Source organism: Klebsiella sp. (genome assembly GCF_027492335.1).
GTDB classification, from domain to species: Bacteria; Pseudomonadota; Gammaproteobacteria; order Enterobacterales; family Enterobacteriaceae; genus Klebsiella; species Klebsiella huaxiensis.
Map to the genome: position 1 here is coordinate 14904 of NZ_JAPUEW010000088.1, position 23881 is coordinate 38784.

General features: G+C 54.5%; 25 protein-coding genes. 17 read left to right on the plus strand and 8 right to left on the minus strand.

Annotated elements, in window-relative coordinates; all coding sequences use genetic code 11:
* Positions 1-20 precede the first annotated feature (20 nt).
* A complete protein-coding gene (locus QVF11_RS25045) occupies positions 21-923 on the plus strand; it encodes a LysR family transcriptional regulator (protein WP_009652525.1) in 903 nt (300 codons plus the stop codon).
* On the opposite strand, the gene QVF11_RS25050 is transcribed toward QVF11_RS25045, so the two are convergent.
* Positions 920-2113 (minus strand): MFS transporter, encoded by a 1194-nt coding sequence (locus QVF11_RS25050; RefSeq protein ID WP_287860147.1) that lies wholly within the window; start codon positions 2111-2113, stop codon positions 920-922. The genes QVF11_RS25045 and QVF11_RS25050 overlap by 4 nt on opposite strands.
* Before the next feature lie 65 nt (positions 2114-2178).
* Positions 2179-2955, minus strand: a complete 777-nt coding sequence (locus QVF11_RS25055) for an SDR family NAD(P)-dependent oxidoreductase (RefSeq protein ID WP_287860190.1) — start codon at positions 2953-2955, stop codon at positions 2179-2181.
* A 145-nt stretch (positions 2956-3100) separates the two neighbouring features.
* On the opposite strand from QVF11_RS25055, the gene QVF11_RS25060 reads away from it, so the two are divergent.
* On the plus strand, positions 3101-4021 hold the full coding sequence (locus QVF11_RS25060; protein ID WP_287860150.1) for a LysR substrate-binding domain-containing protein: 921 nt from the start codon (positions 3101-3103) through the stop codon (positions 4019-4021).
* Between the two features lie 48 nt (positions 4022-4069).
* Here QVF11_RS25060 and QVF11_RS25065 read toward each other — a convergent pair whose 3' ends face one another.
* The 3 genes from QVF11_RS25065 to exaC all read right to left on the minus strand — a co-directional run bounded on the left by QVF11_RS25065 (position 4070) and on the right by exaC (position 7476).
* Entirely contained in the window at positions 4070-4831 is a 762-nt protein-coding gene (locus QVF11_RS25065) for a transporter substrate-binding domain-containing protein (RefSeq protein ID WP_287860153.1), read from the minus strand.
* Between the two features lie 35 nt (positions 4832-4866).
* Complete coding sequence (locus QVF11_RS25070) at positions 4867-5661, minus strand: CatB-related O-acetyltransferase (protein ID WP_287860156.1); 795 nt, start codon at positions 5659-5661, stop codon at positions 4867-4869.
* A gap of 294 nt (positions 5662-5955) precedes the next feature.
* Positions 5956-7476, minus strand: coding sequence for an acetaldehyde dehydrogenase ExaC (gene exaC, locus QVF11_RS25075; RefSeq protein ID WP_110277053.1), 1521 nt, complete (start codon positions 7474-7476; stop codon positions 5956-5958).
* Positions 7477-7728: 252 nt separating this feature from the next.
* Here exaC and QVF11_RS25080 point away from each other — a divergent pair, with 252 nt between their 5' ends.
* Positions 7729-9516: a sigma-54-dependent Fis family transcriptional regulator gene (locus QVF11_RS25080; RefSeq protein WP_287860159.1), complete on the plus strand. Its 1788-nt coding sequence runs from the start codon at positions 7729-7731 to the stop codon at positions 9514-9516.
* Positions 9517-9530: 14 nt separating this feature from the next.
* Here the strand turns inward: QVF11_RS25080 and QVF11_RS25085 are convergent, their stop codons facing one another.
* Positions 9531-10127 (minus strand): undecaprenyl-diphosphatase, encoded by a 597-nt coding sequence (locus tag QVF11_RS25085; RefSeq protein ID WP_112216446.1) that lies wholly within the window; start codon positions 10125-10127, stop codon positions 9531-9533.
* 181 nt (positions 10128-10308) lie between these two features.
* On the opposite strand from QVF11_RS25085, the gene QVF11_RS25090 reads away from it, so the two are divergent.
* From QVF11_RS25090 to alaE, 4 genes are all read left to right on the plus strand, one after another.
* On the plus strand, positions 10309-10608 hold the full coding sequence (locus QVF11_RS25090; protein WP_287860162.1) for an ArsR/SmtB family transcription factor: 300 nt from the start codon (positions 10309-10311) through the stop codon (positions 10606-10608).
* 9 nt (positions 10609-10617) lie between these two features.
* The gene (locus QVF11_RS25095) at positions 10618-11139 is read left to right on the plus strand and encodes a rhodanese family protein (protein WP_142512520.1); all 522 of its coding nucleotides are present in this window, start codon (positions 10618-10620) and stop codon (positions 11137-11139) included.
* A 217-nt stretch (positions 11140-11356) separates the two neighbouring features.
* Positions 11357-11536: a hypothetical protein gene (locus QVF11_RS25100; protein ID WP_112216443.1), complete on the plus strand. Its 180-nt coding sequence runs from the start codon at positions 11357-11359 to the stop codon at positions 11534-11536.
* Positions 11537-12074: 538 nt separating this feature from the next.
* A complete protein-coding gene (alaE, locus tag QVF11_RS25105; protein WP_110277047.1) occupies positions 12075-12524 on the plus strand; it encodes an L-alanine exporter AlaE in 450 nt (149 codons plus the stop codon).
* A gap of 40 nt (positions 12525-12564) precedes the next feature.
* Here the strand turns inward: alaE and QVF11_RS25110 are convergent, their stop codons facing one another.
* Complete coding sequence (locus tag QVF11_RS25110; RefSeq protein WP_110277046.1) at positions 12565-12915, minus strand: DUF2002 family protein; 351 nt, start codon at positions 12913-12915, stop codon at positions 12565-12567.
* A 149-nt stretch (positions 12916-13064) separates the two neighbouring features.
* Between QVF11_RS25110 and QVF11_RS25115 the strand changes: the two genes are divergently transcribed.
* Positions 13065-13412 carry a DUF883 family protein gene (locus QVF11_RS25115; RefSeq protein ID WP_110277045.1) on the plus strand — a complete coding sequence of 116 codons (348 nt, stop codon included), beginning with the start codon at positions 13065-13067 and terminating at the stop codon, positions 13410-13412.
* Positions 13413-13506: 94 nt separating this feature from the next.
* Here QVF11_RS25115 and pdxR read toward each other — a convergent pair whose 3' ends face one another.
* Positions 13507-14859, minus strand: a complete 1353-nt coding sequence (gene pdxR / locus QVF11_RS25120; protein ID WP_287860171.1) for a MocR-like pyridoxine biosynthesis transcription factor PdxR — start codon at positions 14857-14859, stop codon at positions 13507-13509.
* A gap of 87 nt (positions 14860-14946) precedes the next feature.
* Between pdxR and QVF11_RS25125 the strand changes: the two genes are divergently transcribed.
* The 9 genes from QVF11_RS25125 to QVF11_RS25165 form a co-directional block, all read left to right on the plus strand.
* Entirely contained in the window at positions 14947-15378 is a 432-nt protein-coding gene (locus QVF11_RS25125; RefSeq protein WP_112216441.1) for a carboxymuconolactone decarboxylase family protein, read from the plus strand.
* Between the two features lie 183 nt (positions 15379-15561).
* A complete protein-coding gene (gene nrdH / locus QVF11_RS25130) occupies positions 15562-15807 on the plus strand; it encodes a glutaredoxin-like protein NrdH (protein WP_112216440.1) in 246 nt (81 codons plus the stop codon).
* Positions 15804-16214: a class Ib ribonucleoside-diphosphate reductase assembly flavoprotein NrdI gene (gene nrdI, locus QVF11_RS25135; protein ID WP_112216439.1), complete on the plus strand. Its 411-nt coding sequence runs from the start codon at positions 15804-15806 to the stop codon at positions 16212-16214. Before nrdH ends, nrdI begins: the two co-directional genes overlap by 4 nt.
* Complete coding sequence (gene nrdE / locus QVF11_RS25140) at positions 16187-18331, plus strand: class 1b ribonucleoside-diphosphate reductase subunit alpha (protein WP_287860176.1); 2145 nt, start codon at positions 16187-16189, stop codon at positions 18329-18331. Before nrdI ends, nrdE begins: the two co-directional genes overlap by 28 nt.
* A 10-nt stretch (positions 18332-18341) precedes the next feature.
* On the plus strand, positions 18342-19304 hold the full coding sequence (gene nrdF, locus QVF11_RS25145) for a class 1b ribonucleoside-diphosphate reductase subunit beta (protein ID WP_110277040.1): 963 nt from the start codon (positions 18342-18344) through the stop codon (positions 19302-19304).
* A gap of 345 nt (positions 19305-19649) precedes the next feature.
* The gene (gene proV, locus QVF11_RS25150; protein WP_287860179.1) at positions 19650-20852 is read left to right on the plus strand and encodes a glycine betaine/L-proline ABC transporter ATP-binding protein ProV; all 1203 of its coding nucleotides are present in this window, start codon (positions 19650-19652) and stop codon (positions 20850-20852) included.
* Entirely contained in the window at positions 20845-21909 is a 1065-nt protein-coding gene (gene proW, locus QVF11_RS25155; RefSeq protein WP_287860182.1) for a glycine betaine/L-proline ABC transporter permease ProW, read from the plus strand. Before proV ends, proW begins: the two co-directional genes overlap by 8 nt.
* A 62-nt stretch (positions 21910-21971) precedes the next feature.
* A complete protein-coding gene (gene proX / locus QVF11_RS25160; protein ID WP_112216435.1) occupies positions 21972-22967 on the plus strand; it encodes a glycine betaine/L-proline ABC transporter substrate-binding protein ProX in 996 nt (331 codons plus the stop codon).
* A gap of 285 nt (positions 22968-23252) precedes the next feature.
* A partial coding sequence (locus QVF11_RS25165; RefSeq protein WP_287860185.1) for an AzlC family ABC transporter permease occupies positions 23253-23881 on the plus strand: 629 nt, incomplete at its 3' end.

The following is a 23881-nucleotide window of genomic DNA, read 5'->3' on the forward strand; positions in this document are numbered from 1 at the left end:
TACAGCGGAGCATCCCCTTTATGTCAGTTGGAAAATTTCCGAATCTGCGGCTGTTACACGTTTTTATTACCGTGGCGAAATATCAGGGCTTTGCCAATGCGCAGCAGGAACTTAACCTGACCGTTTCAGCCATCAGCAACTATATGAGTGAACTGGAAGAGAAGCTCGGCATCACCCTATGTCGTCGCGGTAGAGGCGGTTTTTCTCTGACCGAAAAAGGGGAAACCGTGCTCCAGCAAAGCATCGATCTGCTGAATTCGATGGAGGATTTTGAGCGCAACACGGCGACGCTGCGCGGCGAGCAGACCGGGATTTTTAATCTTGGCGTAATTGACTCGACGATTACCGACCCGATGCTGCCGATGAGCGAAATCATCGCCACGTTTAGCGAGCGCTTCCCGCTGGTGCACATTAATTTACAGGTCAGAAGCCCGAACGCGCTTTTGCAGGGCGTACTGAATAATGAACTGGATCTCGCCGTGGGCACCTTCTCTTTACAGGCCAATAGCGTGGTGTCTCACCCACTTTATCGCGAACAAAACTGGCTCTATTGCGGTGACAAACACTCTCTATTTACCGTTAAGCACCCGACGGAAGCGCTTATTTCCGAGATGCGAATGGTCACCCGCAGCTACTGGAGCAGCAGCGATTTAGGGCGCAAAGGCTTTAAGCAGAGCGTCGCGAGCGCAGAAAGTATGGAAGCGCAGCTGATGCTGATTTTGTCCGGCAAATACGTCGGCTATCTGCCGGAACACTACGCTTTGCCCTGGGTGCAATCGCAAAAGCTGCGCGCCCTGCTGCCAACAGAATATGGCTATCAGGCTCCCTTCTCGCTGATTTTCCGCCGGGGTCGCAGCAAAGAAACCTTAATTCGCTCAATGCGAGACGCCGTGCGTGCTGGCGTTAAATCACGCAAAAATTAGGTTCGTTTCGCTGCTCGTCCGCCGACCAGCAACGCAAGCAACGCGATGACAATCGGCACCAGCGATCCCCACAGCACGGCGTTCCAGCCAAAGAGGTTCATCAGCGCACCGGAGGAGAAAGAGCCAATCATCATGACGCCGAAAACAATAAAATCATTCAGCGACTGCACCTGGGTTTTCTCTTCCGGACGATGGAAATCCATAATCTGCGCCGACGCGCCGGTAAAGCCAAAGTTCCAGCCAATACCCAACAGGATCAGCGACAGCCAGTAGTGCATTACGTCGATACCGGCCAGGCCGACCATCACCGACACCACCAGCAGAATTAACCCAGCCGCGTTAATACACCGGGCCCCGAATCGATTGATTAATTTACCGGTGAAAAATCCGGGCCCGTACATGGCAATAACGTGCCACTGAATCCCGAGGTTTGACGCCTGCTGCGAGATACCGTGCATATGCATAGAAAGCGGCGCTGCGGTCATCAGAAAGTTCATCACCATATAGGAGATTGCGCCGCTGAACACCGTGCGGGCAAAGCCCGGCTGGCTCACAATTTCGCCCAGCGGACGGCCGCCGGATTTTGCCTGCGCCACCGGCTCGGCGGTTTTTACCCCCAGCAATACCAGCGCCGATACCGCGGCCACCAGCCCCTGGGCGATAAAGGTCATCGCAAAGGTGTACGGCGGCCACAGGTTCATGGTACCTGTGACCAACATCGGCCCGATGACCCCGGCGGCCACCCCGCCGCCCATGACCAGGGAGAGCGCCCGCGCGCGGCGCTCGCCGCTGACGCCATCTGTCGCAGCAAAGCGGAACGACACCGCCACTGCCGCATAGGCTCCGCCGAAAAAGGCCGCGATACAGAACAGCCAGAATGAGCTGATAGCCACCGCCAGCGCCGCCAGTAGCCCGGTCAAAACACCGGCCCCGGTGCCGGTCATGAAGACCGTTTTACGCCCACGCTTTCTGGCCAGCGCTCCAAACGGCAAAATACAGGCCGCCATGCCCAGCACAAAAATGGTGATCGGCAGCGTCGCCAGCGTGGGATTCGGTGCAATGGCGTTACCCACAATTGCCCCGGTGGCGTAAAACACCACCGAGTTCGCTCCCGCCAGCGCCTGCGCCGTGGCCAGACGGACGATATTCCGGTTTTGCTGCGCGACCGGCAGCGTTATCTCAGCGCTCATTGATTTTCGTTATCCTGAATTCGTTTTTATTTATGCCAACAGTCTTGATGACATAATGAACGTAATCAGGCATTCCGACCAGCCATCACGCCGCCGTCAATATCCCATACCGCACCGGTCACCCAACCGGTACTATCGCTGAGCAGGAACGTCACGGTTTGCGCGATATCCTCAGGCGTGCCAACGCGGCCAATCGGATGGAAGCTGTCAAAGCTGTTCATCACCGCCTTCACCTCCTCTTTCTCGATAAAGCCTTCATAAATCGGCGTATGTACCACCGCCGGGGATACCGTGTTTACGCGAATACCGCTGCCACCCAGCTCAATCGCCAGGTTTTTAGTCAGCGCATGCAGCCCGGCCTTTGCCATTGAGTAGGCCGATGACGGCGTCGCGCCGATGGCCTGCTGCGCCCACATTGAGCCAATATTCACAATCGCGCCTTTGATACCAGCGGCCAGCATATTACGCACCACCTCGCGGGTGATAAAAAAGGTCGCCCGATTGAGATTCATATACACATCATAATCGGTCATTTCATGTTCAATAAACGGTTTCGGGAAGAAGACACCAGCAGCGTTAACCAGCAGGCTGATATCCCGATGCTCGGCATTGATAGTCGTCATTACCTGCTGCATACCCGCTTCAGTCATCAGGTCGGCAACGATAATATCCACCTTGCCGTAGGCCGCCAGCGCATGACGCGCCTGCTCCGCCTTCTCCTGACGATTGCCCACCAGCACCACGCTGCCGCCATTCTCAATCACCCGTTTGGCCGTCGCCAGCCCCATGCCGCTGGTCCCACCGACCACTAACAGCTTTTTCCCAGTAAATTCTGTATTCATCATTAACCTCTCCTCTCTTGATTTGCGTGGTCTAAGAATGCCTGTCTTGAGTCACGCTGACGAATGAGAAGAAATAGCGCCATAACAAAGAAAATCTATCTTGATGAGATATACTGAGGCGAAAAATGACCGAGGAATATCCACCATGCGCTCGCTTAACAGACTGAAATGGCTACATGCTTTTGAAGCCGCCGCCCGCCACGGCAGCTTTACCGGCGCGGCCCGGGAGCTGGGCGTGACGCCCGCCGCCGTCGGGCAGTTAGTCAGGGCGCTGGAAGATTGGGTCGGTCATCCGCTGCTGCACCGCGCACGCGCGGGCAAAGAACGCCTTACCCTGGTGAGCGAGGCGCAGGAAGCGCTGCAGGATATTACCCTGGGGCTGGATAAGCTGGAGAGCGGGCTGAACAAGCTTCGCGGTCGCCGGGCACGCTCCGTGGTGGTGATCACCGCCTCGCAGGTGTTGATGATGAACTGGCTGATGGAGCGCTTAAACCGCTTCTCTGAGGCTTATGAAAATATCGACCTGCGCCTCAACGTCACGGAAAAGCTGATGGATGTCTCCCACGGCGAAGCGGATTTGGGGGTACGCTGCGGACGCGGCGACTGGTCCGGCGTCGATAAGAGCTGGCTGATGGATGAAGAGGCGGTATTAGTGTGCAGCCCGCTGATTGTTCCGCCGGGGAAAATCGCCTGCGGCGACTGGCTGGCAGAGCAAAAGCTGATTCATGATGATACTCCGCACCCCGGCGCCAGCTTCCCTTCGTGGGAGGATGTGCTGACGGCAACTCAGGCCCCGGCCCCTCGCGATAGCGGTCTACATATTAATTCAACCTCGGCAGTCATTCTCGCCGCACTTAGCGGGCGCGGCGTTGCTATTGTGCGCCATGCACTGGTTAAACAGCTTCTCACCACTGGCCAGCTGGTTCAGCTACATCCCGATAACCGCTGGCCGTTGACATGGTCCTACTACATCGTAACTCCACAGCATGCCGTAATGCGCCCGGAGGTGAAGGTGTTTTATGACTGGCTGCTTAACGATGTGCTGACTGAAAATCAGGAACGCTGATATTTCGCCAGCACCACATAGAAAACCTTTAGTGCCTCAGAATTTTAGCTAGTCATGAATCCGCCACTTCTGCTTGAGTACGTTTTTGTCCTGACTCTCCAGCCACTGGTTAACCTTATCCAACAGCTGCGGGTTGTCTTTGTTCATCATATAGACTTTGAAACTGGCGGTTCCGGGGAACGGCGTCTCGTTAGCTACGCAAAAAACGCCCGGCTCATTGCTTTGGTAATAGACCCCTTCGATCAGGTCGGTCACCATCATATCCGCCGTTTTCTGCCGCAGCGCTTCAAGGTTATCGATATTGTTTTTCACCCGAATAATCTGCGCATGCTTGATATGTTCATCGACAAAGCTCTGGTTGGTGCCGCCCGGATTCACAACCACCTTCACATTTGGCTGGTCAATTTTCTCCAGGCTGCCGAGCGCGGGGGCCGCGGCGCAGTTAGCCAGCGCAATTTTACCATTCGGTACCACCGGCTGGCTTAGGGCAAAATCTTTTGCCCGCGCCGGGGTTTGTGTCACCCCACCCATAGCAATATCAAACTTATCTGCCTTCAGGTCAGCGGAGAGCGTCGGCCAGCTGGTCTGCACGAAGCTCACCTTCAGGCCCAGCCGCTTGCCAAGATCTTTCGCCATATCAACGTCGTAGCCCAGCAACTCCCCGGCTTTATTGTGAAACGCCAGCGGCGCGTAGTCTCCCGGCACACCGACTTTCAGCTCGCCGCTTTGTTGAATACTGTTCATGTCGCGCGCCTGAGCGCCGCAGGCGATGGCAGCGATGATGAAAGCAATACCTGACTTCAACTTCATCTTTTTGTCCTTGTCCAAATGTGAACCGCTTCTGATTAAACCGCGCTACGCTGCGGATTTTGCTTATTAGCCATAACAGCTTTAATCATGGATGCCGTCAATACCGGCGGCGAGAAAGTCAGCATCGTCCCTTCAGCAACGCACTCGGTGAACAATTCACAAAAGCGCTCAACCTGATTCACCGGAAACGCAGCAATATCCTGGGCGGAGAAACGCCACCATCGTAGCGCCAGCAGTTGTTCAATAATCGCGTCGTTAAAGCGCATACGGATCGGTTTTGCCGGGTTGCCGCCAACGATGGTGTACGGCGCGACGTCTTTGACCACCAGCGCGTTGGCAGCAATAACGGCCCCATCGCCAATAGTAATGCCCTGCGCCAGGGTAACATTCTGACCAATCCACACATCATTACCGATGGTTATTGGCCGGAGCGTTTTCTCAAAGGGATAAAATTGATTGGGTTTACCGCTGTCGGCGGCAAGAGTCGACATGATGCCGGAGAGATGGGCATAAAACACCGGGCTGGCGCTGGCCCACTCCAGAGGGTGTCGGTCGCCAAGCACCTGCAAGCGATCGGCAATCGAGGTATAACGCCCTACCTGAATCAGCGCCGGAAGCAGGGTTCGCGTATAGCTAAAAGCGCCCATGGAGGCCAGACGTTCACCGCAGCGCCCCCAATAGGTAGTATAAGGTTCGGTGACTAGATTTTCCGGTATATCAATTAGCAGGTCGTCACGGTAAAAGGCATGGGCGCAGGTAAGCTTCTGCCCGCCGACAAAAACGCGATGCGCCTGCAATAAAGGTTTTAGCTCACCAAAAGCGATTTTCATCTTCGATTTTCCCGCACAAAAGTATTCCAGGTCAGCCGCTTAATCTCTCGATCATTGATAGCGTACCGATCTGCTCACTGTGCAAAAAATCGTAATGACATCTCTTTTTTGTGAGCTACAGCGCGAAAGCGGCGGCTCGTTTTTATACCGGTAACTTGCTGGCTTCATTGATTTTTACGCTCGTCCCTTCGGCGGGCGCAATAAACCCCATCTTTAGATGGGCATAATAAACCCGCAATCTTAACCAAAGATTGCGGGTTACGTTAATTAACGAAGGGCTTAACCGCTATTCGATCAGAACAGACCTAACGGTGCAGTACCGTAGCTCACCAGCAGGTTTTTCGTCTGCTGGTAGGCATTAAGGGCCATTTTATGCGTTTCGCGCCCAACGCCAGACTGTTTGTAACCGCCGAAGGCCGCATGCGCCGGGTAGATATGGTAGCAGTTAGTCCACACACGACCGGCTTTAATACCGCGCCCCATGCGATACGCCAGATTGGTATCCCGCGTCCAGACGCCAGCGCCGAGACCAAACTGGGTCTGGTTGGCAATAGACAGCGCCTCCGCTTCATCTTTAAAGGTGGTGACGCCGATAACCGGGCCAAAGATCTCCTCCTGGAAGCTGCGCATATCGTTACGGCCCTGAATCAGCGTCGGCTGAATATAGAAACCGTTATCCAGTTCGGCGGAGATATTGGCGCGTTCACCCCCGGTCAGGATCTTCCCGCCTTCGTCGCGGGCGATCTTGATATAAGAAAGGATCTTATCGAACTGCTGACGCGACGCCTGAGCACCAATCATCGTGTCGGTATCAAAAGGATCGCCGCGGCGGATTTGCGCCACTTTTGCCATCACCCGTTGCATAAAGGGTTCATAAATAGACTCCTGAATCAGCGCGCGGGACGGGCAGGTACAGACCTCGCCCTGGTTAAAGAAGCCCAGCACCAGGCCTTCAACCGCCTTCTCGATAAACTCCTCTTCACCTTCCATCACGTCGGCGAAATAGATATTCGGCGACTTACCGCCGAGCTCGACGGTACAAGGTATGATGTTCTCAGCGGCGCAGGCCATGATATGGCGTCCAACCGGCGTTGAACCGGTGAACGCAATCTTAGCAATACGTTTGCTGGTCGCCAGCGCTTCACCCGCCTCTTTACCAAAGCCCTGCACCACGTTGAGTACCCCTGCCGGGAACAGATCGCCAATGATCTCCATCAGCAGAGTAATACCCAGCGGCGTCTGCTCCGCGGGTTTCAGCACGACGCAGTTACCGGCCGCGAGCGCTGGAGCCAGCTTCCAGGCGGCCATCAACAGCGGAAAGTTCCACGGAATAATTTGCCCGACCACGCCTAGTGGTTCATGGAAGTGGTAGGCCACAGTAGTCTCGTCGATCTCCGCCGTACTCCCCTCCTGCGCGCGCAGGCAGCCGGCAAAATAGCGGAAGTGATCGACTGCCAGCGGCAGGTCGGCGTTAAGGGTCTCGCGGATTGGTTTGCCATTATCCCAACTCTCCGCCACCGCCAGGTATTCCAGGTTAGCCTCGATACGATCGGCAACCTGCAACAGCAGATTAGCGCGATGCTGAGCCGAGGTTTTGCCCCAGGCATCGGCGGCCCGGTGCGCCGCATCAAGGGCAAAGTCGATATCTTTGGCATCAGAACGCGGAAACTGCCCAATATCGCTACCATCGACCGGGGAGGTATTCATAAAGAATTCGCCGCCGATCGGTTCAATAAATTTACCGTCAATAAAGTTACCGTAAGCAGACTTCAGTGAAACCAAAGCGCCCGGCGTGCCAGGATGAGCATAACGCATCGCGAATCTCCTTCATGTAGGGTTGAGGCGCAGCGGCATATTAGTTTTGTACGATCGCTCGCTGCACCTAAACGCTATTGCAGGGGTTATGCCACTTTTCTTTTTTCTTAAAACTTATTTATATTCAATAAATTAAATACTCACTCCATTTTTCTGTTGCACCTATTTTTTCTTATGTGTCGCAAATCGCAACATCAAATAAACCACGCAGCTACAATATTGCAACACAACTAAACCGCCATGAGGTGTCACGTGCGAGGAAATCCGTTTTCCCTGACGTCGGAGGTCAAAGCGAGCCCGCTGCTGAGCGATTCCTGGTGTCGCAGCCAACGCTATGGCCTCGACCCCGCCACGGATGACTTTCCTCGTTTGCACGCTAGCGAACTGGCCGACAGGCTTGCCAGCCATCACCGCATACAAAGGCTGACGCAGCCGGTGGTCAATGGGCTATCAGGCAAGGTTAGCGACCTGCAATCGGTGGTGATTCTCTCCGACGCCAGCGGCCTGGTCCTGCAAACCTTCGGCAACCTGGATGCCATGCAGAAGGCACAGCGCTTTGCTTTAGCCCCGGGAAATCTGTGGAGCGAGAGCGGGCGCGGCACCAACGCCATAGGCACCGCGCTGGCGATTGACGACTGCTGCGAAATCGATGGTCGTCAGCATTTCCTGACCAGCAATCAGGAGCTTTATTGCGCCGCCGTGCCGCTGCAAAGCCCCGACGGACAAATTGCAGGCGTGCTGGATATCTCCGGCCCGGCCCACTATCCGCATACCCAGACCCTGGCCTGGGTAAAAGGCGCAGCGAAACAGATAGAATATCTGTGGGTCAAACAGAGCCTGCATCCGCAGCAGTGGCTGATGAGCCTGCATTCCCGGGCCGAAAAACTCGACAGCGTGGAGGAGTTGCTGCTGATTTTTACCGATAATGTGCTTACCGCCGGTAACCGGCTGGCGATGCGCGAACTCAGCCTCAACGCGGCGCAGTTTGGGCACATCACCTTCCAGCAGCTTTTCCCCCAACTTCAGCAAACCGCCGTCAGCGTGCCGCTGCCGTTCACCGCTGGACGCCAGAACTACTATTACCGCTTACGCGCGCCAAATCGCACCAGCGTGGCAATGCCAGAGCGGCCAACCATCAACTTCCCCTTCTCCAGCCAACATGAAGGCGAAAAGCTGGTACGCCTGCTTAACGCCGGAATTGGCTTGTGTATTGAAGGGGAGACTGGCTGCGGCAAAGAGTACGTCAGCCGTATGATTCATCAGCACAGCCGCTGGCACAGCGGTAAATTCGTCGCCATCAACTGCGCCGCCATTCCCGAGTCGCTGATTGAGTCCGAGCTGTTTGGCTATCAGCCCGGTGCTTTTACAGGTGCCAACAAAAACGGTTATATCGGCAAGATTCGAGAGGCCGATGGCGGCGTGCTGTTTCTTGATGAGATTGGCGATATGCCATTAGCACTACAGACCCGACTGCTGCGGATCCTTCAGGAGAAAGAAGTAACACCGCTTGGCGCCAGCCAGAGTTCACCTGTCAACTTCGCGGTGATTTGCGCCACTCACCGCAACCTGGCCCAGCGCGTCGACGAAGGTACCTTCCGCGAAGACCTGCTCTATCGACTGCGCGAATATGCCCTGACGCTGCCGCCGCTGCGCGCCTGGACTGAACTACCTGCATTTATACAGCAGTTGTGGCGGGATCTGGGCGGAGAAAAACGACGGGTCACCCTGACACCTGAGCTATGCGAACACCTGGCGGCGCTGCCGTGGCCAGGAAACGTTCGTCAGTTGCAAAGCCTGATGAGGGTACTGCTGGCGCTGACCGAAGAGGGCGAGAGGCTGGGGATCAATGCTCTGCCCAATGAATATCGTACCCAACCCGTCGCTCTCGCACCGCGCGGGCTTCAACAGCATGATGCCCAGTTGATTGCCGACACCCTGGCAAGCTACAACGGCAACATCAGCAAAGCCGCACAGGCGTTAGGTGTGGCGCGCAGTACCTTGTATCGTCGCGCCGCCCGTCGTGGAAGTCATAAAGCATAGCGCCCTGCTTTCGCTCAGGGCGTGAAGCGCGGCGGTAGCCAGGAGAATATCCGCCTGCTCATCGCTTCGCACAACGAAGTTAAGCGCCGTCCAGCGCCCTGCCAGATAAGCTTCGCGATGCAGACACCGCAGGCCGAAACCAGCACCGACCCTGCCATATCCAGCGGAAAGTGAACCCCCAGAAAGATTCGTGCCCAGGCTACGGGCAGCGCCGCAAACAGCAAAAAAAGCCCCGCGGCGCGTAAACGCAGCGACAGCAGTGCAAAAGCAGCGCTAAACATCACCGTTCCATGATCGCTCGGGAAAGAGTTATCCGCCGGATGGCTTATCCAGGTATGGCCAAGAGAAATCATAAACGGCCGCGGGTGAAACCACAGCATGCCACAGATAAATCCCAGCCCCAGCGCGGTCAAAATGCTCAGGGTACAAAACAACGCCTGCCGATGCCCCTGCCGCCCTCCTGAAAACCACAGCCAGAGCAAAATGAGCGGCACCACAAAGATTATCCCACTAGCCGAAAAGCGAGCCAATGAGAGGATAGCGTCCGGCGTGCCGGGCGATGCATTCAGCGCTAAAAAAGCGCTTTGATTGAAGGTTTCCAGTGCGTTCATAGCAATAACTCGTGCAGTCATATTACCGTCATTATCGCTATCCAGGCTTAAGTTACGCTTAACCCGGCGGCATTGAATTATCCTGATTTCTGACAAACAATTTAGCCGCAGAAGCATCCATTGCTGGCACAATATTATCTTTTACTTTAGACTTTACTAAATTTAGAAAAGACTAAAATAAATGAATACACCCGAACAGCTACAGACCAGCGCCGGGGAAGCCGCCGCCCTGTTGAAAGCCATGAGTCACCCCAGCAGGCTATTGATTCTGTGCATGCTTTGCGAAACCCCGCACACCAGTGCTGGTGAGCTTGCGCGGATCACCGGCCTGAGCCCTTCGGCAACCTCACAACATCTCACCCGTATGCGAGACGAAGGGCTTATCGGCAGCGAACGCCAGGCGCAGCGAATTCACTACTCCATCATCCAGCCCGCGGTTCAGCAAATCGTCGCTACGCTAAAATCCATCTATTGTCCTTAAGGAACGTTCATGACAATCGCCACTCTTTCCCCTACTGAAGCTCAGATGCTCATCGCCCAGGGTGCACGGCTGATCGACATCCGCGATGCTGATGAGTACGCCCGCGAGCATATCCCTGAAGCTGAACTGGTGCCGCTGAGTACGCTGAACAACGGAGCTTCGCTGCACGCAAGCGCTGACGAAACGATCGTGTTTCACTGCCAGGCGGGCTCGCGTACCCAGAATAATGCCGCTCGTCTGGCGCAAGCTGCCGCTCCGGCGCAGGTAAAACTGCTGGCGGGAGGAATTCAGGCGTGGAGAGCTGCGGGGCTGCCGGTGCAAGAGGACAAGTCGCAGCCGCTGCCGCTGATGCGTCAGGTACAAATCGCCGCGGGCGTGCTGATTTTACTCGGCGTGGCGTTGGGCTATTCCCTCGGCAGCGGCTTTTTCCTGCTCAGCGCATTCGTTGGGGCCGGATTAACCTTCGCCGGAGTGACTGGTTTTTGCGGTATGGCGCGTCTGCTAGCGGTGATGCCGTGGAACCGTCGTTAACGTCTACCTCTTTCGGCCAGTTGTTTATACCCGTCATACTTCAAGTTGCTTGTGCGTTGGCTGCGTTCACTCACCCCAGTCACTTACTCATGTAAGCTCCTGGGGACTCGCTCTCTTGCCGCCTTCCTGCAACTCGAATTATTTAGGGTATAGCGCGCTTTTGCTAAGCTATGGTTATTAGCAGCAATAATTTTTATCAGTACAAAGGAGAAGAACCATGTTTTCAGTTGGCGATCTGGTACAACCGCGTTTAGGCGGGCCGAAATTGAAGGTTGTGGAAGTCCATGACGATCAAATTGTTGCCGTTCAGGCGAGTAATGAGCAAGGTGAAAAATATACGCTGAAGTCAGTCGACGTTACGGCTTATAAAGAAGATGGTGATTTTGGCGTGTGCTAATCAAACCCGTAAAGACCACGGTGGGTTTCCCCACCGTTTTCAATATTACATTTCCAGCGTTTAGATAATTCAGGATATATCGCCAGTAGAGAATCAAAACGCTGCAGATGCTTGCGAAGAATAGTCATGCACGAAATACGAATAGCCACCCAACAACCTAAATAGCACGTCATGCTACATTAAATCCAAACCAGGCATAAAAAACTCCAAAAGTGACACAAATCACAGCAAGACGCGATCCTGTCGCAAAATCGGCCATCGCTAAACGGTACCGATCTCATTCTTATTACGTACTCTCTAATTATCTTATTGATAAATAAAATAAAAATAGTCAAAGAGAACAAATGTAGCGTAACGGACAAAAAACGTCCTGATGCAGAGTATTTTATCGACAAAAAGCCATTAAATAAAAATTTATAGCTAGTTGCCACTTTTAATGCAGAGATATAATCTACGCACATCAAAACAGACAGCCCAAAAACGCTGATTAACTGCGAATGATTTGGCTTTATTGACTTTAATTTCGAGGAGCATACCGATGTTCTCTGCGCAGTCCCGCTTGCGTCACGCGGTAGCAGACACCTTTGCGATGGTGGTTTACTGCACCGTTGTAAACATGATGATCGAAATTTTTCTCTCCGGCATGTCCTTCCAGCAGTCATTATCGTCGCGACTGGTAGCGATTCCGGTGAACATTATTATTGCGGTACCTTACGGTTTTTACCGCGATTTCGCCATGCGCCAGGCGCGTCGCATCAGCCCATCTGGGTGGATGAAGAATATTGCTGATGTGATTGCCTATGTGACATTTCAGTCACCGGTATACGTGGCGATTCTGTTGGTTGTTGGCGCTGAATGGCAGCAAATTGCCGCGGCGGTCAGTTCAAATATCGTGGTATCAATGCTGATGGGTGCGGCGTACGGCTATTTCCTTGATTACTGCCGCCGCCTGTTCCGCGTGAGTCCTTACCAGCAGGCTAAAGCCTGAGTCATTCAAAAAAGCGACTGGTTACGCCAGCCGCTTTTTTTCAACTATATTGCGCCTCGCCAAATAAGCCATTCAGAAAACGCTCTAGCGCCATGCGCGAACTAAAACCGTGCGGAATACCATAATGCTGCTGGACATCGCCCGCTAAATACAACGGAAACTGCTCGTAATGATCGCAGGTTTTAATATCCGACGCAGGATCCGACAACGTCGTACTACGTTCTTTTAACGCAGGATGAATAATTAACGCGGTACGCCCCATACGAGCTTCACGGTTCACATAAACATAATCATCGCCACGACGATATCCATACGCCTTTTGCGTCACAACATCCATGGTGAAGCCGGATTTTTCAAGAACACGCGCCACCTCATCGGGTCTTAAATACATACTGATTCCTCGTTATCTTTCACCGCACGTCAACCTTACCTTATTCATTAAAGACAACGCTTTCGGATAATTCCATAAACCACCTCCTACAGCATAATTCGAAATCGTGTCCTACACTTAAAGACTCAATGGAATTAAGGGAGAAACTCATGGCCAATCGAGCAAACCGCAACAACGTAGAAGACAGCGCTGAAGATATTCATAACGATGTCAGCCAATTAGCGGATACGCTGGAAGAGGTGCTGAAATCGTGGGGCAGCGATGCGAAGGACGAAGCCGAGACCGCGCGTAAAAAAGCCCAGGCGCTACTGAAAGAGACTCGCGCCCGCCTTAACGGTAATAATCGCGTACAACAGGCAGCGCGTGATGCTGTGGGCTGCGCCCGCGATGTTGCAGGAAGCGCTGACAGCTACGTGAGAGACAAACCGTGGCAAAGCGTCGGTGCCGCAGCCGCCGTTGGGGTATTTATTGGCGTATTGCTGAATTTGCGCCGATAATCTGATCGCCAGACCAATGAAGATAACAAATACGCGTCTACCCCTGCATACCCCGGTATGCAGGGGTTTTTATTACCCTAAGAATTTTATTGCCCTAAGAAAACAAAGCTAACCTGAGCTGACGAACCACGTCTATTGCCCTCTCTGCCGACGTCAGATTGGTAAAACTCATCAGCAGTCCCTTCTCCCCCTGGCTATCAATTCGCCAGTCGCTCAGCGCCTGCACCGCCAGACCGGCTTGCCTGCCGCGCAGGGCCAACTGACGATCGTCTCCCTCAACGTTAACCACCATCTGAATCCCACCCAGTTGGGGAACCGCCGAAAATCCCTGCTCCCGCAGCGCCGACTCCAGCCACTGGCGGCGCTGCGCATAGCTGGCGCGCATTTTCTTCAGATGACGCCAGAAATGGCCCTCGCGGATAAAATCGGCCAGCGCCTGCTGCCATAGCGTCGGCACGCTACAGCTCATCAGCGCGGCCTGTTCACGAAACTGCGCCACTAGCGGTTCCGGTACCACCAGCCAGGCGGCGCGCAGTGCCGGAAAAAATGATTTACTGAACGCCCCGGCGTAGATGACCCGTTGCGGGGCGTCGAGGCTTTTTAACGGCGGCAGCGGCTTACCGTGATAGCGAAACTCACTATCGTAGTCATCCTCAATAATCCACGCGTCGTTCTGCGCCGCCCATTGCAATAGCTGCCTGCGCCTGGCCAACGATAGCGCAACACCGAGCGGGCTTTGGTGAGCTGGGGTCAGCAGAGCAAAATGCGCATCCGGATAGTGCTGCTGCGCCCAGGCGATATCCATCCCCTCATCGTCAACCGGGACGGGATTTATCTTTACCCCTTCCCCGCTCACGATGGGTCGGATCAGCGGAAACCCAGGGTCCTCCATCCACATGTTCTGGCCCGGTCGGGCCAGGGTGCGCAGGATAAGGCGCATTGATGCAGCATAGCTACCGGTTACCAACACCTGCTCAGGCCGACACTCAATACTGCGCGATAGACGTAAATAATCAACGATGGCCCGGCGCAGGATCATCTCGCCGCAAGGATCGCCGGGAGCAAGATCAAAGCGCGTTTGCGTGCGCAACCGTCGGCCCATCACCCGAGCCCACAGCCCGCGAGGAAACAGATCCAGCGCCGGGAGCCCAAGTTGAAACGGCAGCGGTGCCATCGGTTCGTCGCCCGCACCAGGCTGTACAGGAGCGCATTGCTGCGGACTGAGACGCTCGCTGACAAAGGTCCCCGCCTGCCCGCGCCGCTCCAACCAGCCCTGCGCCACCAGCTCACCCCAGGCGTTTTCTATCGTCGCCCTCGACACACCGAGTTCCTGCGCATAGACCCGACTCGCCGGCAGCCTGCTGCCTGGCATCAGTTCGCCACTCTCAATGGCCGACTTAAGCTGTCGGGCAATACGCTGATAGTGCGGGAGTTTTTTGGCATGCATTATGGTCTGCTTTTTTCATCACAATATGGCTATCTTATGCAGTCCATTATAGTGCTATTTTGCTGACGTCTTAATGAGGAGAGTAAAATGACCACACTACGTCAGCCGTACAATGAACTGAGCCCGGAAGTCTATAACGCACTGGTGCAGGCGAGCATTGCGCTGGAAAAAAGCGAGCTGGGTAACACGTTGATAGAGCTGATTTATTTGCGGGTGTCGCAAATTAACGGCTGCGCCTTCTGTCTGGAGATGCATAGCAAAGCGCTGCGTAAGTCCGGCGTGGCGCAGAACAAATTAGACGCCCTGGCAGGCTGGCGAGTCAGCGCTCATTTCAGCGATGCTGAGCGCGCGGCGCTGGCGTGGGCTGAATCGGTCACCCATATCGCCGAAAGCCATGCTGAAGATGATGTTTATCTGCCGCTGCTGGAGCATTTTAGCGCCCGACAGATTAGCGATTTGACTTTCGCCATCAGCCTGATGAACGCCTTTAACCGCCTTGCAGTGAGCATGCGCCTGTAATTTCACGACAAAAAAACCTGTCCCCCGCGGATTCCTCCAGTGGGGGATTCTTTTTGCAAAAACCATATATATTGAGTTGTTGAACTTTTAAATAACTACATCTAGTATTTCCCTCAACGATAACCCATAACGCATGACGTCATTTTTTGTGTCGTGCTGTTATCTTAAATGGAAATACGAATCATGCGCATTACTATTTACACTAAAAACGACTGCGTGCAATGCCATGCCACCAAACGAGCTATGGAAACCCGCGGGTTTGAATTCGACATGGTCAACATCGACCACCATCCTGAAGCCGTCGATATGCTGCGCGAGCAGGGCTTCCGCCAGCTGCCGGTAGTGATTGCCGGGGAAACTCGCTGGTCCGGCTTCCGCCCGGACATGATTAACCGCCTGCGCCCGACAACCTCAGCGGCCAGCGTATGAGCCTGATCGTCTACTTTTCCAGCAGTTCCGAAAACACGCATCGGTTCGTCCAGCGTCTGGGACTGCCCGCAGTGCGTATTCCGCTTAACGAGCGGGAGCGCATCCAGGTAGACGAACCCTACATTCTCATCGTCCCCAGCTATGGCGGCGGCGGCACGGCGGGCGCGGTTCCGCGACAGGCGATCCGTTTTCTTAACGATCCGCATAATCGCCAGTTGATTCGTGGCGTGATTGCCGCGGGTAACCGTAACTTCGGCGACGCCTATGGCCGCGCTGGCGACGTTATCAAGCAAAAATGCGGCGTACCGTATCTCTACCGTTTTGAGCTGATGGGCACCCCACAAGATGTCGACAACGTGCGTAAAGGAGTAAGCGAATTTTGGCAACGACAACCGCAGAACGTATAGCCACCGAGGTGCCTGATTTTCACGCCCTCAACGCGATGCTGAATTTGTACGACAGCAACGGTCGCATCCCGTTTGAAAAGGACCATCAGGCGGTGGAGGCGTTTATGGCCAGCCACGTTGAGCCGAATACCGTGCCTTTCGCCAGCCAGGATGACAAGCTGACGTGGCTGGTCGCCGAAGGCTATTACGACGCAAAAGTGCTGGCCCGCTACGACAGGCAGTTTATCCTCGAGCTGTTCGCGCACGCTCAAGGCTACGGTTTTCGCTTCCAGACGTTTCTCGGCGCATGGAAGTTCTACACCAGCTACACGCTGAAAACTTTCGATGGCAAGCGCTATCTTGAAGACTTTGCCGACCGTACCTGCATGGTGGCCCTGAGTCTGGCGCAGGGCAACGAGGCGCTGGCGCATCAGTTGACCGATGAGATCCTCTCCGGGCGCTTTCAGCCCGCCACGCCGACGTTTCTTAACGCCGGTAAGCAGCAGCGCGGCGAGCTGGTCTCCTGCTTCCTGCTGCGTATCGAAGACAATATGGAATCTATCGGGCGCGCGGTCAACTCGGCGCTACAGTTGTCAAAACGCGGCGGCGGCGTAGCATTTCTGCTCTCTAACCTGCGCGAAGCTGGTGCGCCGATCAAGCGTATCGAGAACCAGTCCTCCGGCGTGGTGCCGGTGATGAAAATGCTGGAAGATGCCTTCTCCTACGCCAATCAGCTCGGCGCGCGTCAGGGTGCCGGAGCGGTCTATCTGCATGCCCATCATCCGGATATTCTGCGTTTCCTCGATACCAAACGCGAAAATGCCGATGAAAAAATCCGCATTAAAACGCTCTCCCTCGGGGTCGTCATTCCGGATATCACCTTCCAGCTCGCGAAAGAAGATGCGCAGATGGCGCTGTTCTCACCCTACGACGTCGAGCGTCTGTACGGTAAACCGTTCGGTGATATCGCGGTGAGCGAAATGTACGAGCAGTTGGTTGCCGACGAGCGGGTAAGTAAGCGCTGGATCCGCGCGCGCGAGCTGTTCCAGCGGCTGGCGGAAATTCAGTTTGAGTCAGGCTATCCGTACATCATGTTTGAAGATACGGTCAATCGCGCGAACCCGATTGCCGGGCGCATCAATATGAGCAACCTGTGCTCGGAGATATTGCAGGTCAATACCCCCTCTACATTTGATGAAAATCTGGATTATGCCAGCATCGGCCGGGATATCTCGTGCAACCTCGGTTCGCTGAATATCGCCCACACCATGGACTCCCCTGACTTCGCCCGCACGGTAGAGGTGGCGGTGCGCGGTCTGACGGCGGTGTCCGACATGAGCGATATCCGCTCTGTGCCGTCGGTCGCGGCGGGCAATGCCGCGTCTCACGCCATCGGTCTGGGGCAGATGAATCTGCACGGTTATCTGGCGCGGGAAGGCATTGCCTACGGCAGCGAAGAGGGATTGGATTTTACCAACCTCTATTTCTATACCATCACCTGGCACGCGCTGCGTACCTCGATGCTGATGGCCCGCGAACGGGGTGAGCATTTTGCCGGGTTCGAGCAGTCGCGTTACGCCAGCGGCGACTATTTCCAGCAATATCTTGAGGGTGACTGGCAGCCGAAAACGGCGAAAGTTCGCGAGCTGTTCGCCCGTTCGGGTATTAGCCTGCCCGACCGCGATATGTGGCGACAGCTGCGCGATGACGTGATGCGCTACGGTATCTACAATCGCAACCTGCAGGCGGTGCCGCCGACGGGGTCCATTTCATACATTAACCACGCGACCTCCAGCATCCACCCGATCGTATCGAAGATAGAGATCCGCAAAGAGGGGAAAACCGGACGCGTTTACTACCCCGCTCCATTTATGACCAACGACAATCTGGCGCTGTATCAGGATGCCTATGAAATTGGGCCGCAGAAAATCATCGATACCTACGCCGAGGCGACGCGCCATGTCGATCAGGGGCTGTCGCTGACCCTGTTCTTCCCCGATACCGCCACCACTCGCGATATCAACAAAGCGCAAATTTATGCGTGGAAGAAGGGTATCAAAACGCTGTATTACATCCGTCTGCGCCAGCTGGCGCTGGAAGGTACCGAAATCGAAGGCTGCGTGTCCTGCGCGCTGTAAGGAGAACAGGATGACCCATTTATCGCGTATCAGTGCTATCAACTGGAACAAAATTGAGGACGATAAGGATCTGGAGGTCTGGAACCGATTGACCAGCAACTTCTGGCTGCCGGAGAAGGTGCCGCTGTCCAACGATATTCCGGCCTGGCAAACGCTTACTCCGGCAGAGCAGCAGCTGACGATTCGCGTATTCACCGGACTAACGCTGCTGGATACCATTCAAAACACCGTCGGCGCTCCAGCGCTGATGGCCGATGCTCTCACCCCGCACGAAGAAGCGGTGCTGTCGAACATCAGCTTTATGGAGGCGGTGCACGCGCGTTCCTACAGTTCGATTTTCTCCACCCTGTGTCAGACCAAAGACGTGGATGCCGCTTACGCGTGGAGCGAACAAAACGCGCCGTTGCAGCGCAAAGCGCAGTTGATGCTGGAGTTCTATCAGGACAATGAACCGCTGAAGAAGAAAATCGCCAGCGTATTTCTTGAATCCTTCCTCTTCTATTCTGGCTTCTGGCTGCCGATGTATTTCTCCAGCCGGGGAAAAATGACCAACACCGCCGATCTTATTCGCCTGATTATCCGCGATGAAGCGGTACATGGTTACTATATCGGCTACAAATTCCAGAAAGGGCTGGAGATTATCAGCGCCGAAAAGCGCGAGGAGCTAAAAAACTTCGCCCTCGACCTGCTAATGGATCTCTACGATAACGAGCTGGCCTATACCCGCGAACTGTACGCCGACAGCGACTGGATTGAAGAGGTCAACGCCTTCCTGTGCTACAACGCCAACAAGGCGCTGATGAACCTCGGCTATGAAGCGCTGTTTCCGGCGGAAATGGCCGCCGTCAACCCGGCCATCCTCGCCGCGCTCTCACCAAATGCCGATGAAAATCACGACTTCTTCTCCGGTTCAGGATCGTCGTATGTGATGGGAAAAGCAGAAGAAACCGTCGACGAGGATTGGGACTTTTAACCTTACTTTCACCAGGAATATATCAACATATTTCCTGGTGATTTATTTCACATTATTCGTTTTCATCTCACTCAATATCTTTCCTTCATCACCGCGTCATATTCAACAGAATTTTGTCGATTCCAGGCGAAATTATCGCAACATAATCAAAAAATATTAGTTGTCAGTAATTCACGCTCAGCCCTTATATCACGGGGGATGCACTGGCATTCTTTCGTTTGAATTTCCGCCGTAAATCAACATAAAGGGTTGTCTCAGATTCTCAGTATGTTAGGGTGTAAAAAAGCAATTATCTTCACCAGGTACTATATCGATATAAATAAATTACAGGAAACTTTCTATTGCATGGCAATTAAATTAGAAATCAAGAATCTCTATAAAATATTTGGCGAGCACCCACAGCGGGCTTTCAAATATATCGAAAAAGGATTATCGAAAGAGCAAATACTGGAAAAAACGGGACTTTCGCTTGGCGTAAAAGACGCCAGTCTGACCATTGAAGAAGGCGAGATATTCGTCATCATGGGGCTCTCCGGCTCGGGGAAATCTACCATGGTTCGCCTTCTCAATCGCCTGATTGAACCCACCCGTGGACAGGTGCTGATTGATGGCGTCGATATCGCCAAAATCTCAGAGGCCGAGCTCCGCGAGGTGCGCAGAAAAAAGATTGCAATGGTATTTCAATCATTTGCGCTGATGCCGCATATGACCGTGCTCGACAACGCCGCTTTCGGCATGGAACTGGCCGGTGTTTCGCCTCAAGAACGCCAGGAGAAAGCGCTGGATGCGCTGCGTCAGGTGGGCCTGGAAAACTATGCTCACGCTTACCCGGATGAACTCTCCGGCGGGATGCGTCAGCGCGTTGGTCTGGCCCGCGCGCTGGCCATTAACCCCGATATCCTGTTAATGGATGAGGCCTTCTCAGCACTCGATCCCTTAATTCGCACCGAAATGCAGGATGAGCTAACCAAATTACAGGCAAAGCATCAGCGCACCGTGGTATTTATTTCCCACGATCTCGATGAAGCAATGCGCATTGGCGATCGCATTGCCATTATGCAAAACGGCGAAGTGGTCCAGGTCGGCACACCAGATGAAATACTGAATAACCCGGCCAATGATTATGTCCGCACCTTCTTCCGCGGCGTCGATATTAGCCATGTATTCAGCGCCAAGGATATTGCCCGCCGTAGCCCGGTTGGTTTGATTCGTAAAACGCCGGGATTCGGCCCGCGTTCTGCGCTGAAATTATTACAGGATGAAGACCGCGAATATGGCTACGTCATTGAACGCGGAAATAAGTTTGTTGGCATTGTCTCCATTGATTCACTGAAGGTCGCGCTGAGCGAAGGCCAGGGAATCGATGCGGCGTTAATTGACTCCCCGCTCGCGGTGGATGCGCAAACGCCGCTCAGCGAACTGCTTTCTCACGTCGGCCACGCACCGTGCGCGGTGCCGGTTGTCGATGAAGGGCACCAGTACATCGGCATCATTTCCAAACGTATGCTGCTACAGGCTTTAGATCGCGAGGGGGTAAACAATGGCTGATCAATCTAACCCGTGGGACACCGCACCGGCGGCGGATAGCACGTCGCAATCCGCTGATGCCTGGGGTACATCCACGCCCGCACCGTCCGATGGCGGCGGTGCCGACTGGCTAAGCAGCGCACCCGCGCCGCAGCCGGAACACTTCAATATTATGGATCCGTTCCATAAAACGCTTATTCCGCTTGATAGCTGGGTCACCCAAGCCATTGACTGGATAGTGATGCACTTTCGCCCGGTATTTCAGGGGATCCGCGTACCGGTGGATTACATCCTGAGCGCGTTTCAGCAGCTCTTGCTGGGGATGCCTGCACCGGTGGCGATTATTATTTTCTCGCTGATTGCCTGGCAGATCTCCAGCGTCGGTATGGGTGCCGCAACGCTGATTTCGCTTATTGCTATCGGGGCCATCGGCGCCTGGTCGCAGGCGATGGTAACCCTGGCGCTGGTGCTGACCGCGCTGCTGTTTTGTATGCTGATCGGCCTGCCTCTGGGGATCTGGCTGGCGCGTAGCCCGCGGGCGGCAAAAATTATTCGCCCGCTGCTCGATGCGATGCAAACCACTCCGGCATTTGTCTATCTGGTGCCGATCGTGATGCTGTTCGGTATCGGTAACGTTCCGGGCGTGGTGGTGACCATTATCTTCGCCCTGCCGCCGATTGTTCGTCTGACGATTCTAGGGATTAACCAGGTACCTGCGGACCTGATTGAGGCTTCACGCTCCTTCGGCGCCAGCCCGCGTCAGTTGCTGTTTAAGGTTCAGCTACCTCTGGCGATGCCGACCATTATGGCCGGGGTTAACCAGACGCTGATGCTGGCGCTGTCAATGGTGGTTATTGCCTCGATGATCGCCGTTGGCGGCCTTGGCCAAATGGTACTGCGCGGCATTGGTCGCCTGGATATGGGTCTGGCGACCGTTGGTGGCGTCGGCATTGTTATCCTCGCCATCATTCTCGACCGCCTGACTCAGGCCGTAGGACGTGACTCGCGCAGTCGCGGCAACCGCCGCTGGTATGCAACCGGCCCACTGGGGCTTATCACTCGCCCTTTCTGTAAATAAGAGCACATCCCCCCGGCAGTCGGGGGGATGGACTTCCCTTCTGATTAATAAAAGGAACAACGATGCGACATACAGCGATTCTTGCCACAGCGTTTACCGCCCTCATTTCCACCACCGCCTTCGCCGCGGACCTGCCAGGTAAAGGCATTACCGTGAAACCGGCGCAGAGCACTATTTCTGAAGAAACCTTCCAGACCCTGCTGGTCAGTCGCGCGCTGGAAAAGCTAGGCTATACCGTCGAGAAACCCAGTGAAGTCGACTATAACGTCGCCTACACCTCTATCGCCGCAGGTGATACCACCTACATCGCCACCAACTGGAAGCCGCTGCATGATGATATGTACGCCGCCGCCGGTGGTGATAAGAAATTCTACCGTGAAGGCGTTTTCGTTACCGGTGCCGCTCAGGGCTACCTGATCGATAAGAAAACCGCCGAGCAGTACCACATTAAATCGATCGATCAGCTAAAAGATCCGAAAATCGCCAAACTGTTTGATACCAACGGCGATGGCAAAGCCGATATGACTGGCTGTACGCCGGGCTGGGGCTGCGAAGCGGTCATTAATCACCAGATTGATGCTTACGGTCTGAGCAACACGGTCGTGCATAACCAGGGCAATTACGCCGCGATGATGGCCGATACTATTGCGCGTTATAAAGAAGGCAAACCGGTGCTTTATTACACCTGGACGCCTTACTGGGTCAGCGACGTGCTGAAACCGGGTAAAGATGTCGTCTGGTTACAGGTACCGTTCTCCTCCCTACCGGGCGAGCAGAAGGATATCGACACCAAGCTGCCGAACGGTATGAACTACGGCTTCCCGGTTAACACCATGCACATCGTGGCAAACAAAGTCTGGGCTGAGAAAAACCCGGCGGCGGCGAAGCTGTTTAGCATCATGAAGCTGCCAATTGCCGACATCAACGCCGAGAATGCGATGATGCATGCCGGTCACGGTTCAGAAGCGGATATTCAGGGCCACGTCGATGGCTGGATCAAAGCCCACCAGCAGCAGTTTGACGGCTGGGTGAATGAAGCGCTGGCCGCGCAGAAATAATCCCCCTCTTTAGGGTATTCCCCGGAGGCGATGCTGTGCATCTGTCCGGGCTACAAAACCGCACGACTCGTAGCCCGGGCAAGGCGCTCTGCGCCGCCCCCGGGGAAAGCTGCATCCTGCACAACACGACATTTCTTGTTCTAAATAATGGATTGATATGCAAATAAATTGCATAACTTTAGCCATCAGCCTGCTAGATACTGTTAAGCTACGTCGCTCTCTGCTAAGGTTAATCCACCTATGCAATCATGTGATTTTCACGTGCGTTATTAATAAGTAATCCCTATGGAAAACCCTGGCGCATTGACGCACACTCCTGCTGCTGACGAAGCCACGCTGGCTGAAGGCATCAAAGACAGCCTACCCATTGTCATTAGCTATATTCCCGTCGCCTTCGCCTTTGGCCTGAATGCCACCAAACTTGGTTTTACGCCGCTGGAAAGCCTGTTCTTCTCCTGCATTATTTACGCGGGTGCCAGTCAGTTCGTGATCACTGCGATGCTGGCCGCTGGCAGCTCGCTGTGGGTGGCGGCGCTTACCGTCATGGCAATGGACGTTCGCCACGTGCTGTACGGCCCTTCCCTGCGCAGCCGCATTCAGCGCTTGCTGAGCAAGAAAAAAACCGCCGTCTGGGCGTTCGGCCTGACCGACGAAGTTTTTGCCGCCGCCACCGCTAAACTGGTACGCGATAACCGCCGCTGGAGCGAGAACTGGATGATCGGTATCGCTTTTATGTCCTGGGCTTCGTGGGTCTTCGGCACATTGGTAGGCGCTTACTCAGGCAGCGGTCTGTTGACCGGTTTTCCGGCAGTAGAGGCTGCGCTTAGCTTTATGCTGCCCGCGTTGTTTATGAGTTTCCTACTGGCATCGTTCCAGCGCAAACAATCACTCAGCGTTACCGCCGCGCTGGCGGG

What these genes read in the sequence shown, in the direction of transcription:
- nrdI (WP_112216439.1), top strand. Translation starts at nt 15,804, where the DNA reads ATGAGCCTGATCGTCTACTTTTCCAGCAGTTCCGAAAACACGCATCGG.
- QVF11_RS25070 (WP_287860156.1), bottom strand. Translation starts at nt 5,661, where the DNA reads ATGAAAATCGCTTTTGGTGAGCTAAAACCTTTATTGCAGGCGCATCGC.
- proX (WP_112216435.1), top strand. Translation starts at nt 21,972, where the DNA reads ATGCGACATACAGCGATTCTTGCCACAGCGTTTACCGCCCTCATTTCC.
- QVF11_RS25065 (WP_287860153.1), bottom strand. Translation starts at nt 4,831, where the DNA reads ATGAAGTTGAAGTCAGGTATTGCTTTCATCATCGCTGCCATCGCCTGC.
- alaE (WP_110277047.1), top strand. Translation starts at nt 12,075, where the DNA reads ATGTTCTCTGCGCAGTCCCGCTTGCGTCACGCGGTAGCAGACACCTTT.
- QVF11_RS25090 (WP_287860162.1), top strand. Translation starts at nt 10,309, where the DNA reads ATGAATACACCCGAACAGCTACAGACCAGCGCCGGGGAAGCCGCCGCC.
- QVF11_RS25125 (WP_112216441.1), top strand. Translation starts at nt 14,947, where the DNA reads ATGACCACACTACGTCAGCCGTACAATGAACTGAGCCCGGAAGTCTAT.
- nrdF (WP_110277040.1), top strand. Translation starts at nt 18,342, where the DNA reads ATGACCCATTTATCGCGTATCAGTGCTATCAACTGGAACAAAATTGAG.
- QVF11_RS25085 (WP_112216446.1), bottom strand. Translation starts at nt 10,127, where the DNA reads ATGAACGCACTGGAAACCTTCAATCAAAGCGCTTTTTTAGCGCTGAAT.
- QVF11_RS25055 (WP_287860190.1), bottom strand. Translation starts at nt 2,955, where the DNA reads ATGAATACAGAATTTACTGGGAAAAAGCTGTTAGTGGTCGGTGGGACC.
- QVF11_RS25110 (WP_110277046.1), bottom strand. Translation starts at nt 12,915, where the DNA reads ATGTATTTAAGACCCGATGAGGTGGCGCGTGTTCTTGAAAAATCCGGC.
- exaC (WP_110277053.1), bottom strand. Translation starts at nt 7,476, where the DNA reads ATGCGTTATGCTCATCCTGGCACGCCGGGCGCTTTGGTTTCACTGAAG.
- pdxR (WP_287860171.1), bottom strand. Translation starts at nt 14,859, where the DNA reads ATGCATGCCAAAAAACTCCCGCACTATCAGCGTATTGCCCGACAGCTT.
- QVF11_RS25045 (WP_009652525.1), top strand. Translation starts at nt 21, where the DNA reads ATGTCAGTTGGAAAATTTCCGAATCTGCGGCTGTTACACGTTTTTATT.
- QVF11_RS25100 (WP_112216443.1), top strand. Translation starts at nt 11,357, where the DNA reads ATGTTTTCAGTTGGCGATCTGGTACAACCGCGTTTAGGCGGGCCGAAA.
- proV (WP_287860179.1), top strand. Translation starts at nt 19,650, where the DNA reads ATGGCAATTAAATTAGAAATCAAGAATCTCTATAAAATATTTGGCGAG.
- nrdH (WP_112216440.1), top strand. Translation starts at nt 15,562, where the DNA reads ATGCGCATTACTATTTACACTAAAAACGACTGCGTGCAATGCCATGCC.
- QVF11_RS25115 (WP_110277045.1), top strand. Translation starts at nt 13,065, where the DNA reads ATGGCCAATCGAGCAAACCGCAACAACGTAGAAGACAGCGCTGAAGAT.
- QVF11_RS25060 (WP_287860150.1), top strand. Translation starts at nt 3,101, where the DNA reads ATGCGCTCGCTTAACAGACTGAAATGGCTACATGCTTTTGAAGCCGCC.
- QVF11_RS25050 (WP_287860147.1), bottom strand. Translation starts at nt 2,113, where the DNA reads ATGAGCGCTGAGATAACGCTGCCGGTCGCGCAGCAAAACCGGAATATC.
- QVF11_RS25095 (WP_142512520.1), top strand. Translation starts at nt 10,618, where the DNA reads ATGACAATCGCCACTCTTTCCCCTACTGAAGCTCAGATGCTCATCGCC.
- proW (WP_287860182.1), top strand. Translation starts at nt 20,845, where the DNA reads ATGGCTGATCAATCTAACCCGTGGGACACCGCACCGGCGGCGGATAGC.